This is a genomic window from Aliivibrio wodanis (genome assembly GCF_052920805.1).
Map to the genome: position 1 here is coordinate 2,198,551 of NZ_JBREXA010000002.1, position 12,492 is coordinate 2,211,042.

14 protein-coding genes are annotated in these 12,492 nt (G+C 39.2%); 8 read left to right on the forward strand and 6 right to left on the reverse strand.

What is annotated here, in order from left to right; genetic code table 11:
* Positions 1–235: 235 nt before the first annotated feature.
* The 4 genes from ACU5DF_RS18110 to coaD are packed head-to-tail and all read left to right on the forward strand — an operon-like array spanning position 236 to position 3,595.
* Positions 236–1,306 carry a glycosyltransferase family 9 protein gene (locus ACU5DF_RS18110; RefSeq protein WP_446713776.1) on the forward strand — a complete coding sequence of 357 codons (1,071 nt, stop codon included), beginning with the start codon at positions 236–238 and terminating at the stop codon, positions 1,304–1,306.
* The gene (locus ACU5DF_RS18115; protein ID WP_446713777.1) at positions 1,306–2,088 is read left to right on the forward strand and encodes a glycosyltransferase family 2 protein; all 783 of its coding nucleotides are present in this window, start codon (positions 1,306–1,308) and stop codon (positions 2,086–2,088) included. Before ACU5DF_RS18110 ends, ACU5DF_RS18115 begins: the two co-directional genes overlap by 1 nt.
* 3 nt (positions 2,089–2,091) lie before the next feature.
* On the forward strand, positions 2,092–3,120 hold the full coding sequence (locus tag ACU5DF_RS18120; protein WP_446713778.1) for a glycosyltransferase family 4 protein: 1,029 nt from the start codon (positions 2,092–2,094) through the stop codon (positions 3,118–3,120).
* A complete protein-coding gene (gene coaD / locus ACU5DF_RS18125; RefSeq protein ID WP_446713779.1) occupies positions 3,113–3,595 on the forward strand; it encodes a pantetheine-phosphate adenylyltransferase in 483 nt (160 codons plus the stop codon). The genes ACU5DF_RS18120 and coaD overlap by 8 nt, the downstream gene beginning before the upstream one ends.
* A 55-nt stretch (positions 3,596–3,650) precedes the next feature.
* On the opposite strand, the gene ACU5DF_RS18130 is transcribed toward coaD, so the two are convergent.
* From ACU5DF_RS18130 to radC, 6 genes are all read right to left on the reverse strand, one after another.
* Positions 3,651–5,630: an LTA synthase family protein gene (locus ACU5DF_RS18130; RefSeq protein WP_446713780.1), complete on the reverse strand. Its 1,980-nt coding sequence runs from the start codon at positions 5,628–5,630 to the stop codon at positions 3,651–3,653.
* Positions 5,631–5,675: 45 nt separating this feature from the next.
* Positions 5,676–6,491, reverse strand: a complete 816-nt coding sequence (gene mutM, locus ACU5DF_RS18135; RefSeq protein ID WP_446713781.1) for a bifunctional DNA-formamidopyrimidine glycosylase/DNA-(apurinic or apyrimidinic site) lyase — start codon at positions 6,489–6,491, stop codon at positions 5,676–5,678.
* 216 nt (positions 6,492–6,707) lie between these two features.
* On the reverse strand, positions 6,708–7,166 hold the full coding sequence (locus ACU5DF_RS18140) for a hypothetical protein (protein WP_446713782.1): 459 nt from the start codon (positions 7,164–7,166) through the stop codon (positions 6,708–6,710).
* Between the two features lie 240 nt (positions 7,167–7,406).
* A complete protein-coding gene (gene rpmG / locus ACU5DF_RS18145) occupies positions 7,407–7,574 on the reverse strand; it encodes a 50S ribosomal protein L33 (RefSeq protein WP_012549068.1) in 168 nt (55 codons plus the stop codon).
* A 13-nt stretch (positions 7,575–7,587) separates the two neighbouring features.
* A complete protein-coding gene (gene rpmB / locus ACU5DF_RS18150) occupies positions 7,588–7,824 on the reverse strand; it encodes a 50S ribosomal protein L28 (protein WP_045100943.1) in 237 nt (78 codons plus the stop codon).
* Positions 7,825–8,020: 196 nt separating this feature from the next.
* Positions 8,021–8,695, reverse strand: coding sequence for a RadC family protein (gene radC, locus ACU5DF_RS18155; RefSeq protein WP_045100942.1), 675 nt, complete (start codon positions 8,693–8,695; stop codon positions 8,021–8,023).
* A gap of 217 nt (positions 8,696–8,912) precedes the next feature.
* On the opposite strand from radC, the gene coaBC reads away from it, so the two are divergent.
* From coaBC to greB, 4 genes are all read left to right on the forward strand, one after another.
* Positions 8,913–10,148 carry a bifunctional phosphopantothenoylcysteine decarboxylase/phosphopantothenate--cysteine ligase CoaBC gene (gene coaBC / locus ACU5DF_RS18160; RefSeq protein WP_446713783.1) on the forward strand — a complete coding sequence of 412 codons (1,236 nt, stop codon included), beginning with the start codon at positions 8,913–8,915 and terminating at the stop codon, positions 10,146–10,148.
* Positions 10,149–10,331: 183 nt separating this feature from the next.
* Entirely contained in the window at positions 10,332–10,922 is a 591-nt protein-coding gene (slmA, locus tag ACU5DF_RS18165; RefSeq protein WP_045100940.1) for a nucleoid occlusion factor SlmA, read from the forward strand.
* 25 nt (positions 10,923–10,947) lie between these two features.
* On the forward strand, positions 10,948–11,886 hold the full coding sequence (locus ACU5DF_RS18170; RefSeq protein WP_446713784.1) for a Kdo(2)-lipid IV(A) acyltransferase: 939 nt from the start codon (positions 10,948–10,950) through the stop codon (positions 11,884–11,886).
* 17 nt (positions 11,887–11,903) lie between these two features.
* Entirely contained in the window at positions 11,904–12,371 is a 468-nt protein-coding gene (gene greB, locus ACU5DF_RS18175; RefSeq protein WP_045100938.1) for a transcription elongation factor GreB, read from the forward strand.
* Positions 12,372–12,492: the final 121 nt, after the last annotated feature.

Sequence of the window (12,492 nt, forward strand, 5' to 3'; positions counted from 1 at the left end):
TACAGGTACTCCAATATTAAACATTAGAGACTATACGCTGCGCTAACTAGACCGCTTCGCTTCTAGAAACTATAAGTGCAAAAGCTAAATGCCTCTAAACTCTGCAAGCGCAGCGATCTAAATTCTGATCTTATAGTCTCTAGTTAGCGCAGCGTATAGTTTCTCGTTATGCCATTTTACATTTATGACCGTTAATAGCATAATTCTAACTCATTCTTTCTGGGTAAACATCTCTATGGCTTTATTCACTTCAGCCCCTGATTCTTTATGTATTCTGCGCTTATCTGCCATTGGTGATGTTTGTCATGCTGTTGCAGCAGTTCAAGCGATTCAAAAAGAGTGGCCAACGACCAAGATCACTTGGATTGTGGGAAAAATAGAAGCGCAATTAATTCATGATTTACCCAATATAACCGTAATCCCATTTGATAAAAAATTGGGGTTAAAAGGCATGAAAGCAATTTGGGCACAGCTGAGCAATCAACGTTTTGATGCACTGGTTCATATGCAATTAGCTTTACGTGCTAGCGTATTAACTGTTGGAATTAAAGCTAAATATAAAGTGGGTTTTAACCGTAAACGAGCGAAAGAAGGCCAATGGCTTTTTACTAATCGTAAAATTGAAGATACTGCCTCAGCACATGTTCTCGACAGCTTTTATTCTTTTATCGAGTATTTAGGTGTACCAAAAAATAAACCAACTTGGAATATTCCACTATCTGAAGCTGATTTATCTTTTGTTGATTCCAATATTTCAAACGATAAGCCCTATGTGGTTATTTCCCCAGCCGCAAGTAAAGATGAGCGTAATTGGCTCACCGAGCGATACGCTCAATTAGCAGATTGGTTAAATGAACATAATTACCAAGTGGTACTGTGTGGTTCGCCAAGTGAAAGAGAAAAAAAATTGGGCTCGAATATTGAATCACTTGCCCAATCTCCGCTTATCAACTTAATCGGAAAGACTTCATTAAAACAATTAACTGCAACATTAAACCAAGCACGGGTTGTGATTGCTCCTGATTCTGGGCCTGCACATATTGCTACAACACAAGGCACACCAGTTATTGGCTTATATGGCCACAGTAACCCAAAACGAACAGGGCCTTATAACAGCTTATCTTATGTCGTCAGTGTCTATGAACAGCATGTGACTCAACAACAAAACAAGTCCATTGATGAACTAAAATGGAGTACTCGTGTGAAAGGCGATCATATAATGCAGGATATTACGCTTGATATGGTTACCCACTCATTTCAGGAACTAGCAACCACTTTCAATAATACTGAAAAAGGGAATAAATAATGACAACATCATCTCCAACCTTAGCGGTTGCGCTTATTGTTAAGAATGAAGCAAAACATTTAAAAGCCTGTCTTGATACCGTTGCTGATTGGGTTGATGAAATTGTGATAATGGACTCTGGAAGCACTGATTCAACTGAAAAAATTGCACGTGAGTTTACTAATAAATTTATTGTAAATGAAGAATGGCCTGGTTTTGGCAAACAACGTCAATTAGCACAACAGCATATAACCTCTGATTATGTATTATGGCTTGATGCCGATGAGCGAGTAACACCAGAACTAAAATCTGAAATTCTATCTGCTGTCGAAGAAAATAAAACAAACACAGCATATAAAATAAACCGTTCAAGCTCTGCATTTGGAAAGTTGATTAAATACTCTGGTTGGTCTCCTGATTGGGTCGTTCGTTTATATAAAACTAGTGATACTCAATATAGTGACTCCCTCGTACACGAAAGCGTCGTTATTCCAAACCATATCCAAGTTAATGCATTAAATGGCCGTTTACTGCATTTCACATACGATGCATTGCAGCAGTATAATGCAAAAAATGTCATGTACATTAAATCTTGGGTCGATCAACGCGAAGGGAAAAAGAAAGGCTCACTCAGTAGCGCTTTTCTTCATGGCTTTTTCTGCTTTATTCGTATGTATATTTTAAAGCGCGGCTTTTTAGATGGTCGCCACGGATTACTACTTGCAACATTAAGTGCTAGTGTGACATTTAATCGTTATGCCGACCTATGGCTACGAGATTACAATAAATCAAACAAGGAATGAGTGATGAAAATTTATCATGTTAACCTTGCTCGTGGCTTTAGTGGCGGGGAACAACAAACTTTAGCATTAATTAAACAACATCAAAAAGAAAAGCAAGATTTTGCTGTTATTGCATTGGCCAATAGCCCTTTCAGTGATGCTGTTTCTAATTTAGGTTGTGAAGTCATTACTGTTCGCCATTATGTATTGGGTCATACTATCTCTTTACCTAAAAAAGCGGTTTTACACGTTCATGAAGGCCATGCTATCTATTGGGCAGCAATCCAACATAGAATAACTCAAACCCCTTATATCATTACTCGACGTTTAGATAATCCAATCAAAAATAAGTGGCTCACTATTTATGCTTATTCACAAGCTAAGACTGTTGTTGGGATCAGTACCCGGGTTTCAGAAGTCATTAAAGAGCGTCTTTCTACACAGCATATAGTAACAATACCGGATTCTCCTGTTACTTACCCTGTAGACCCAGATAGAGTGGCTACAATTAAAGAGCAATTTAACGATAAGTTTTTAGTAATTCAAGCCGGTAACATGATCCCACATAAGGGCTTTGATGTAACACTTAACGCAGCAAATAAATTGAAAGATTCTCGTATTCATATCTGCCTATTAGGAGATGGTAAGCTGCGAGCTGAATTAGAAGAAAAAGCAAAAGAGCTAACCAATATCTCTTTTATGGGCAGACAACATAATATGGGTGATTGGTTTGCTGCTGCGGATTTATTGGTCCATCCCTCTTATACTGAGGGATTAGGGTCTGTCATTTTAGAGGCAATAAACTCAGGCCTTCCTGCTATTGGCTCTCGCGCCGGTGGCATACCTGATATTATAGAACACGAAAAATCAGGGTTACTTATTGAACCAGGCAGTTCGACTGAGCTGGCATTAAGAATTGAACAAGTGGCTAATGATGACTCTTTGAGAAGCCAATTGATTGAAGGTGGGGGTAACAAATTATCTTCTTTTATGATTGAGCATACTGCAAGTCTTTATTTAAATGTCTATCAAAGAGCCTTACCTCATGACTAAACTAACGCTTTATCCTGGCACGTTTGATCCAATTACTAATGGACACTTGGACTTAATTAAACGTACTTCAACTATGTTTAATCACATCATTGTCGCTGTGGCTGCAAGTCCAAGTAAGAAAACATTGTTTACTCTTGAAGAGCGCGTTGAATTAGTTAAGCAATCAGTCTCCTCACTGGATAATGTCTCTGTCGAAGGTTTCTCTGGCTTGATGGTTGATTTTGCTAAACAAAAACAAGCGAATCTATTAGTTCGAGGATTAAGAACAACGATGGATTTTGAGTATGAATTTGGCTTAACTAGCATGTATCGAAAATTGATGCCTGAACTAGAAAGTGTTTTCCTTACCCCCTCAGAAGAGTACGCTTTTTTATCTTCAACAATAGTAAGAGAAGTTGCCCTACATGGTGGTAGTGTAAAAGAGTTTGTACCGACTGTTGTTCATGATGCATTAAAAAATAAATTACACGCTTAAGCTCTCATAAAAAAGGCCATTCTGATATGAATGGCCTTAGATAGTAAACAAAGTATTAATGTGTGCCTTGAACTTGGCCATTAATATACAGAGTCTGTAGCTTTTTATAGTCAGCCCCTAAGAGCTCCCCATCATTTTTAATTGGTTGATGATTAATCTCTAATTCTTCAGCCCATTCATATAGTTTTTCTGGCTTGGCATTTAGATAGATACCTTTTTCAGTCAGTGTCATTTCAGGGTTATAGCCAAATCTTGTTACCTGGTCGGTTCCCAATAAATTATGTCCACCTAAGCTGTAATAGTTAGCTTCTGAAAGACTAAACGCATACAAGGTTGGGAAGATATCTTTATGTGAGCCAACTCGACTCTTGTCATACTCATTTGGTACTTGCTGTTGAATTTTTGTCGGTACATATAAATAAAATGGCACGGCATGAATAATAGGAAGATCATTAGGATAAGCCATAGTAAATCCTCTTAATCGATGATCACCTGTTGCCGCTATTAAGGTTGAATCACCCAGTGAAGATTGCTTAATATCTGACACAAACTCACCTAACGCATTGTTGGCATATTGATAGGTTTCAGATAAGCGAGTTGCTTCTTCTTCACCTGCTCTCATTCTCTCTAACAAACGCGCACTTACCTTAATTGGTTTTACATCGTAATTTTTTGGCACTTCGTAAGGCGTATGGTTAGTGATAGTTAAGATGTAGATCATTAGGGGCTGAGTTGCTTCTTTTAGCTCTTTTTCTGCTAATTTAAAGGCGTATTCGTCCGATAGCCCCCACTCTCCACGAAACTCTTCAGCCTCTGGAAACGTTTTTAAAATCGAGTTTTCATCTAAGACTTCATCAAAACCTTGTGATGGCAAGTAATTCGCAACATTGCGCCACATCCCGTTGGTTGCAGTAATAAATATGGTTTTATAACCCGCTTCTTTATATGGACGCGCTGCTGCGGCTGCTACTTCAATTTTCTGAGCAGAAGAATGGCTAATAGTCGGAACATTACTTTGCCCTAACATATTTACCAGTGAGTTAATCGTTGCAGAGGTTTCAGCTAAGAATCGATTAAATACAAAATCCGACTCAAAAGCTGGGCGTAATGCACCTAGAAGATCATTTTCAGGGTAGTTATCTTCAACTAGAACATTGGTGCCCATACCTTCCATCAGTGCCATCACGACATGAGGTTTGTTCTCGGCTAAATAAGCATTGTAAGGGGTTTTGAACTCTCCAGTTGAATTACCCATAACCTTAGTAAACTGAGCTTCTAAATCCACTTTGCTTACTGAGTGAAATTTATTTTGCTTTTTGTAATCACTTTTTGCCCACTCAAGCGCGATAAGTCCATTAGGTGTGATGCTATTTAAAACTTTATAATCAGATACTTGAGCGTGATAACGTTTTAATGGGTGAGATCCTAGTGTACCTCGTGCAAAAAAAGCGACGATTACAATCATAACTACAGTTGATAACGTCGTAATCCCTTTATGCTGTGGCTTCCATTCCCATTGCTGCATTTTCTTTACTGCAACTCGTACAATCATGGCAGAGCAAAAAGCGACTATCACACTGCTAATAAACGATAAGAAAATAGGATAATCAGCCCAGGCATTAGCTAATACGGCTTTGGTGTCGTCGTCGGCTAAACCAAAGATAAAAACATCTATATGATTACCATAGGTTAGGTAGTAGTAGTAATTACCTATAGAGAAACCAGTAACAAGGAAGAAGATAAGCCCTGCATACCAAGGAATAACTTTTGAAAAGAGACGATAAGCTTTTGGGAAAACAGCAAGAACGAGACCAATGAGCAGTAATGGTGCAAAACCAATAACCACTATTTTTAAATCAAAGCGTAGGCCCGTAAATAGAGCACGCCATAAATCACTTCCTCGATGTGTAAGCTCTGCCATGTCGCCAATATTGGCAAGAAAAACTAATCGACCTACAGACATTATGACTGCGGCAATAAAAACAGATAACCAAATGGTTCTACTGAGTTGTTTATAATTTTGTTGAAAATTCATGTGGTTCTCTAATTCTATTGTAATGATAGTGACGATTATAAGTGTTTATTTATAGGGTTGGCAGGTTTCACACCAAAAGGTATTTCTTTGCCCTATTTTCTCTTCTTGGATCAGTGACTGACAAATTAAACACGCTTTTCCGGCTCGTCCGTAAACATGCAATTCTTGTGCAAAATAACCAGGCTTTCCATCTACTTGATTAAAATCTTTTAACGTCGTTCCACCTTGCTTAATTGCCGTTGCTAACACACTTTTTATTTCGCTCACTAATCGTAATATTTGTGGTTGCGTTAACTCGCCAACTGGAGTTTTAGGATGTATTTTAGCCATAAATAAAGATTCACTAGCATAGATATTCCCAACGCCTACCACTACAGCATTATTCATAACAAACTGCTTTACGACGGTTTTCTTATTTTTGGCTTTTTCTGAAAAATATTCGGCATTAAAAGTATCAGTTAGGGGTTCTGGTCCTAGCTTTGCTAATACATCATGATCAACACCGACTGCTGCATATAACCAAGATCCAAACTTACGAGGATCGTTATAACGTAAAACTTTACCATTATCTAAAATCAGATCGACGTGATCATGTTTAGCGACAGAAATACTTTCATCCAGTACTCGTAGGCTTCCCGACATACCAAGATGAATAATAGCGCTACCTGTTGGGGTATCAATCAGTAAATATTTAGCACGACGACGAATAGATTGGATTCTTTGTCCAACTAATAATTGCAGCTCTTGAGGGATGGGCCAGCGCAACTTCTCAACTCTTACAATAATGGCTTTGATAGTTTGTCCTTGTAGGTGCGGTGTTATTCCTAGGCGACTAGTTTCGACTTCTGGCAATTCTGGCATTTTTGATCCTTTTTAAAATAATTTCTAGAAACTATACGCTGCACTAACTAGACCGCTTCGCTCCTATAAAAGTAAAAGCGAAGGTTTCAGGTTTCAGGTTTCAGGTTTCAGGTTTCAGGTTTCAGGAGGATCAAAGTAAATACCCCTGAAATATAAAGCATTAATACACCAGTCATACATGCTCTTATAGTTTCTAGTTAGCGAAGCGTATAGCCTCTAGTTTTTAAACAAATAGCCTGCTTCCGCACTCACTGCTATCCATTCACCTTGCCAATTCTGCATCATCCAAAAGTTCGGCGCTCGATAAATAGTCACACGCTGCGGCTCTTCTTGGTTCTCTAACCATACTTCTACCGTGCTTGGTGCCGGTAACTTAGTTTTAAGGACTTTCACTGATCCTTCATTAAGTACTGTTCCCTCAAGAGTAAACCAACGATCAATAAGTTTGGTGTCTTGCTCTGATGTATTGGAAGTAACATCATGATCAACAAAGTGCATTTTTTGGATAAGGTTCGTGCCCTCAAAAAGAGATTGAACACCTGTTGCCATTTCTACTTGTTGTTTTGGTTCAAGTAAGTAGGTTTTGATCAGCTGCGGGGCTTGTAGTACGCCAATGAAGAGTAATACAAAGATGATCAGCATGTTGTTGTATTTGCGGCGTGATGGTTTTTTCATTTTAAATCCTTTAAAGCAGAGTTCAGAGGTGAACGTTGCGATTTCAGCATATGATATTTGAAACTAGAGACTATACGCTTCGCTAACTAGAAACTATAAGAGAAAAAGCAAGTGCCTCTCAACTCTGCAAGCGAAGCGGTCTAGTTAGCATCACGTATAGTTTCTAGTTTCTTTCACGTAAAAAAAAACCCAGCAACAAGGCTGGGTTTTAATATTATTAAGTTAGAACCAGTAATCGAATTACTTGATTTTAGCTTCTTTGTAAAGAACGTGCTGACGTACAACAGGATCAAACTTTTTGATCTCCATTTTACCAGGCATGTTACGTTTGTTCTTATCAGTTGTGTAGAAGTGACCAGTGTTAGCAGTTGATACTAACTTGATTTTCTCACGTGCGCCTTTAGCCATTTTCTAGATCCTCTTAAACGTTCTCGCCACGAGCACGCATATCAGAAAGAACGGCATCGATGCCTTTCTTATCAATGATACGCATACCTTTAGCGGTAAGACGAAGTTTAACGAAGCGTTTTTCGCTTTCTACCCAGAAACGATGAGTTTGTAGGTTCGGCAGAAAACGACGCTTGGTGGCATTTTTTGCGTGTGAGCGGTTGTTACCAACTGCAGGACGCTTACCAGTTACTTGGCATACTCGGGACATTGCTGTCTTCTCCAAATCGTTTCAGCTCGATATCACCTTGGTGGCAAAAAACCACTAGATATTTCTTAACGAAAAATCTAATTCAAGGCTATCAAAGGTCGCGCATTATACTAACTGAATGCGCATTGCTCAAGACCCAAAGGGATCCTTTTTGCTATTTTTTGTGTTTTTTTTATTCAATCGGTCAAAAAAACACTCAAATCCAACCCCTTTCGGCAAAAGAGACTATTTCTCCATCACCAATCACAAAGTGATCAAGGACTCGGATATCTACCAATTCCACTGCATCTGAGATACGTTTTGTTATCCTTCTGTCAGCTTGACTTGGTTCGGCAACGCCGGAAGGGTGATTATGCGCTAAAATGATGGCCGCTGCATTATAATCTATCGATCTTTTTACAACTTCTCTTGGATAGACTGCAGCAGCGTCGATAGTTCCTTCGAACAATACCTCCCCTTTTAACACTCTATGCTGGTTATCAAGAAAGAGAACATAGAAAGCTTCACGGTGACGATCTCTCAACATTCGAGTTAAATAACGTTTTGTATGTTCAGGGCTAGTCAGTGCATCTTCTTTTTCAATCTTTTCCAATAAATAACGCTCAGTCATCTCAACCACAGCTTGTAACTGAGCAAACTTTGCTGTTCCTAATCCTTTATGGCTGCAAAACTCATTCTCATTCGAACCCAATAAGCTTCTTAACGATCCGAACTCTTTTAATAACTTATCCGCTAACTCAATAGCATTCATTCCCTTAATACCTGTGCGAAGAAAAATAGCCAGTAACTCTGCATCAGTTAAGGATTTTGGCCCTAGGGCGAGTAATTTTTCTCTTGGACGTGATTCTTCCGGTAAATTCATTAAAGACATAAAACGCGCCATCTAGTGTTTATTATTTATACAGGCTACGATCAATTTTATTCTCACGCCTTTTTTATTCATTAGCCTTCGGCTAGGTTCAAAGCTTGATTGCAATTATGTTTTTGCTTATTTACTTACCCTAAGAGATTGAAGTACATCACTCTGAAAAAAAATTATGATATGGTTAGCGCACTTTACGATGAATCACTTAAAGGTAATTAGTGTCATGACATCTCTTGCAGGGAAACATATTCTTCTTGGCATCAGCGGCGGTATTGCTGCATATAAATGCGCTGAACTGACTCGTAGGCTTAGTGAACGAGGCGCTGAAGTTCGTGTTGTCATGACAACCGCAGCAAAAGAATTTATTACGCCATTAACTATGCAAGCCGTTTCAGGTCATCCTGTTGCTGACAGTTTATTAGATCCTGCAGCAGAAGCCTCAATGGGACATATTGAGCTCGCTAAATGGGCTGATATTGTTTTATTAGCTCCTGCAACGGCAGACTTAATTGCACGAATAGCAGCTGGCATGGGTAATGATTTACTAAGCACCCTAGTTCTTGCAACCGATTCTCCTATTGCAGTTTCTCCTGCGATGAATCAGCAAATGTATATGAATCAAGCTACTCAAGAGAATATTGCGACTCTTAAGCGTCGTGGCCTGCATATTTGGGGACCAGCAGCAGGTCAACAAGCTTGTGGCGATGTTGGTATGGGTAGAATGCTTGAGCCAATGGATCTCGTTCATTTATGTGAACGCTTTTTTCAAGCAGACCTTCATGAACAAAAACCGTTGGAAGGTACATCATTATTAATTACCGCAGGTCCAACGCGTGAAGCCATTGACCCAGTTCGTTATATCTCGAACCATAGCTCAGGAAAAATGGGATTTTCGATTGCAGAAGCAGCGGCACAACTAGGAGCAAAAGTAACCTTAGTCAGTGGCCCTGTTAATCTAGCTACTCCTGAAAATGTTGAGCGCATTAATGTAGAGAGCGCAGAACAAATGCATAGTGCAGTAATGAAGCATGCACCGTCTCACGCGATCTTCATTGCATGCGCAGCAGTCGCTGATTTTAAACCAAATCAAATATCAGAGCAGAAGTTGAAGAAAACCGCTGATGAAGATGGCATGACAATCCAAATGGTAAAAAATCCTGATATTGTTGCTTCTGTTGCTGCAATGACAGAGCAACGTCCATTCACTATTGGGTTTGCCGCTGAAACTCAAGAAGTTGAAAAATACGCTCGTGACAAATTAGAACGAAAGAACTTGGATATGATCTGTGCGAACGATGTCTCAGTTCAAGGACAAGGCTTTAATAGCGATAATAATGCCCTTCATTTATATTGGAAAAATGGAGATAAAGCATTACCGTTGGCCGCTAAATCTGAATTAGGTAAGGCGATTATGTTGGAAGTAGTTGCGAGACTAGAGACTATACGCTGCGCTGACTAGAGACTATAAAAGCAAGAGCAAGTACCCCTGAAAACTGAAACCTGCTTTGCTCTTATAGGAGCGAAGCGGTCTAGTTTCTAGTTTCTAGTTTCTAGTTTCTAGTTTCTAGTTTCTAGTTTCTAGTTTCTAGTTTCTAGTAAAAATAATCTAGAACCATTAAATAAAAAAGACAAAGGAACCACAATGACGACAACAAAAAAAACAAATCGTCGTGATGAGATACTACAAGCACTTGCCGAAATGCTGGAATCTAATGAAGGCGCTTCTCGTATAACCACTGCGAAATTAGCGAAACAAGTCGGAGTCTCTGAAGCCGCGTTATATCGCCACTTTCCAAGCAAAGCAAAAATGTTTGAAGGCTTAATTGAATTTATTGAAGAATCTCTCTTTTCTCGTATCAATCGTATTATTGAAGATGAAAAAGACACGTTAAAGCGAATAGAGCTACTCTTAAAACTATTGTTAGCTTTTGCTGAACGTAACCCAGGGCTAACTCGTATTATGACAGGCCATGCTTTGATGTTTGAAAATGAGCGTCTGCGTGGACGTATGAATCAATTATTTGAGCGTATAGAGCTGCAATTTAAACAGATACTACGTGAACGTATGCTGCGTGAAGGTAAAGCTTTCCCCGTTGATGAAGCGATTCTTGCTGCACAACTCATTGGTCAAATAGAAGGTAGCTTCTGCCGCTTTGTTCGTTCTGATTTTAAATATCAACCAACAGAAAATTTTAATGAGTATTGGGCGCTATTGAATGCCCAAATTCAATAATCGCTAAAAATAAAACAGGTTTATAATGTCAAATTATCAAGCACCTCAATTTTCGACTGCACTTCTTCATCCTAAATATTGGGGTGTATGGCTTGGCTTTGGTCTTATTTTTACTCTCGTAACGCTTTTACCTTATAAAGCCAGTTACAAATTAGGACGAAGCCTAGGTAAATTAGGCTTAAAGTTGGGCAGTTCACGCGCTCATGTTGCACGCCGTAATTTAGAATTAGCTTTTCCTGAAATGGACTCAGTAGAACGTGAAACTATCATTGTCGAAAACTTCAAGAACTCTGGATTAGCGGCTCTTGAAACGGCAATGGCATGGGTTTGGCCTAATTGGCGTATTGAAAAACATTTTAGCTTTGAGAACAAACAACAACTGTTGGATTTAGAAGCTCAAGGTCGTGGTGTATTAGTGGTGTGTGTTCATTCATTAAATCTTGAATTAACCGCTCGTGCGTTCTCTCTATTTGCTCCTGGTTATGGGGTTTATCGTCCACACACAAACCCTGCTTATGATTTTATTCAATATTGGGGACGAACTCGTTTCGGTCATCAAATGGTGGATAGAAAAGACGTAAAAGGCATGCTAAAAATACTGCGTAAAGGTGGTCGCTTATGGTATTTACCAGATCACGATTACAATCGTAAGCATTCTGTTTTTGTTCCTTTCTTTGCCGTAAAAGACGCCTGTACTACCGCAGGAACTGGGGTTTTAGTTGATGCGAGTAAATGTGCAGTAATTACGGCTTCAAGCTTTAGAACCTATAATAATTATCATCTTCAAATTGATAATGATATTAGTGCTGACTTCCCAAGAAAAGATGCTATCGGTGCTGCTACGGTGATGAATAAAGCGATTGAAAAAGTCATTTTACGAGGTCTTCCTCAATGGATGTGGCTACATAAACGTTTTAAAACCATGGAAGATCCAAATATCAGAAAAAGCAGTCGCTACGACTAGGTTTATCAGGGTAGATAATGAAAACCAATTTAATTACACGTGAGGGATTCAATAAATTACAAGATGAACTCACGTTTCTATGGAAGGAAGAGCGGCCCGAAGTCACCAAGAAAGTGACTTGGGCGGCAAGCTTAGGTGATCGTAGCGAAAATGCCGATTACCAATACAATAAGAAACGCCTACGTGAAATTGACCGCCGTGTACGCTATTTGCGTAAGCGTTTGGATCAAGTAAAAGTCGTTGATTACTCCCCTCAGCAAGATGGCAAAATCTTTTTCGGTGCGTTCGTTGAGATTGAAAACGAACAAGGTGATACCCTCTCTTTTCGCATTGTAGGCCCAGATGAAATTTTTGGCCGCCATGATTACATTTCTATTGATTCCCCTATGGCGCGAGCTCTCATCAAGAAAGAAATCGATGAAGAAGCGGTAGTGAAAACGCCTGAGGGGGATAAAGAATGGTTTGTAAATTCGATAAAATACTAAGAACTATACGCTGCGCTAACTAGAACGCTTCGCTCTAGAAACTATAAAAGAAAAAGCATGAACCGATTAAAACGGTACTTTCCAAATCAGTCATACATGCTCTTATAGTTTCTAGTTAGTG

Coding starts and splice junctions, on each gene's coding strand:
- ACU5DF_RS18110 (WP_446713776.1), top strand. CDS start 236: ATGGCTTTATTCACTTCAGCCCCTGATTCTTTATGTATTCTGCGCTTA.
- ACU5DF_RS18115 (WP_446713777.1), top strand. CDS start 1,306: ATGACAACATCATCTCCAACCTTAGCGGTTGCGCTTATTGTTAAGAAT.
- ACU5DF_RS18120 (WP_446713778.1), top strand. CDS start 2,092: ATGAAAATTTATCATGTTAACCTTGCTCGTGGCTTTAGTGGCGGGGAA.
- coaD (WP_446713779.1), top strand. CDS start 3,113: ATGACTAAACTAACGCTTTATCCTGGCACGTTTGATCCAATTACTAAT.
- ACU5DF_RS18130 (WP_446713780.1), bottom strand. CDS start 5,630: ATGAATTTTCAACAAAATTATAAACAACTCAGTAGAACCATTTGGTTA.
- mutM (WP_446713781.1), bottom strand. CDS start 6,491: ATGCCAGAATTGCCAGAAGTCGAAACTAGTCGCCTAGGAATAACACCG.
- ACU5DF_RS18140 (WP_446713782.1), bottom strand. CDS start 7,166: ATGAAAAAACCATCACGCCGCAAATACAACAACATGCTGATCATCTTT.
- rpmG (WP_012549068.1), bottom strand. CDS start 7,574: ATGGCTAAAGGCGCACGTGAGAAAATCAAGTTAGTATCAACTGCTAAC.
- rpmB (WP_045100943.1), bottom strand. CDS start 7,824: ATGTCCCGAGTATGCCAAGTAACTGGTAAGCGTCCTGCAGTTGGTAAC.
- radC (WP_045100942.1), bottom strand. CDS start 8,695: ATGTCTTTAATGAATTTACCGGAAGAATCACGTCCAAGAGAAAAATTA.
- coaBC (WP_446713783.1), top strand. CDS start 8,913: ATGACATCTCTTGCAGGGAAACATATTCTTCTTGGCATCAGCGGCGGT.
- slmA (WP_045100940.1), top strand. CDS start 10,332: ATGACGACAACAAAAAAAACAAATCGTCGTGATGAGATACTACAAGCA.
- ACU5DF_RS18170 (WP_446713784.1), top strand. CDS start 10,948: ATGTCAAATTATCAAGCACCTCAATTTTCGACTGCACTTCTTCATCCT.
- greB (WP_045100938.1), top strand. CDS start 11,904: ATGAAAACCAATTTAATTACACGTGAGGGATTCAATAAATTACAAGAT.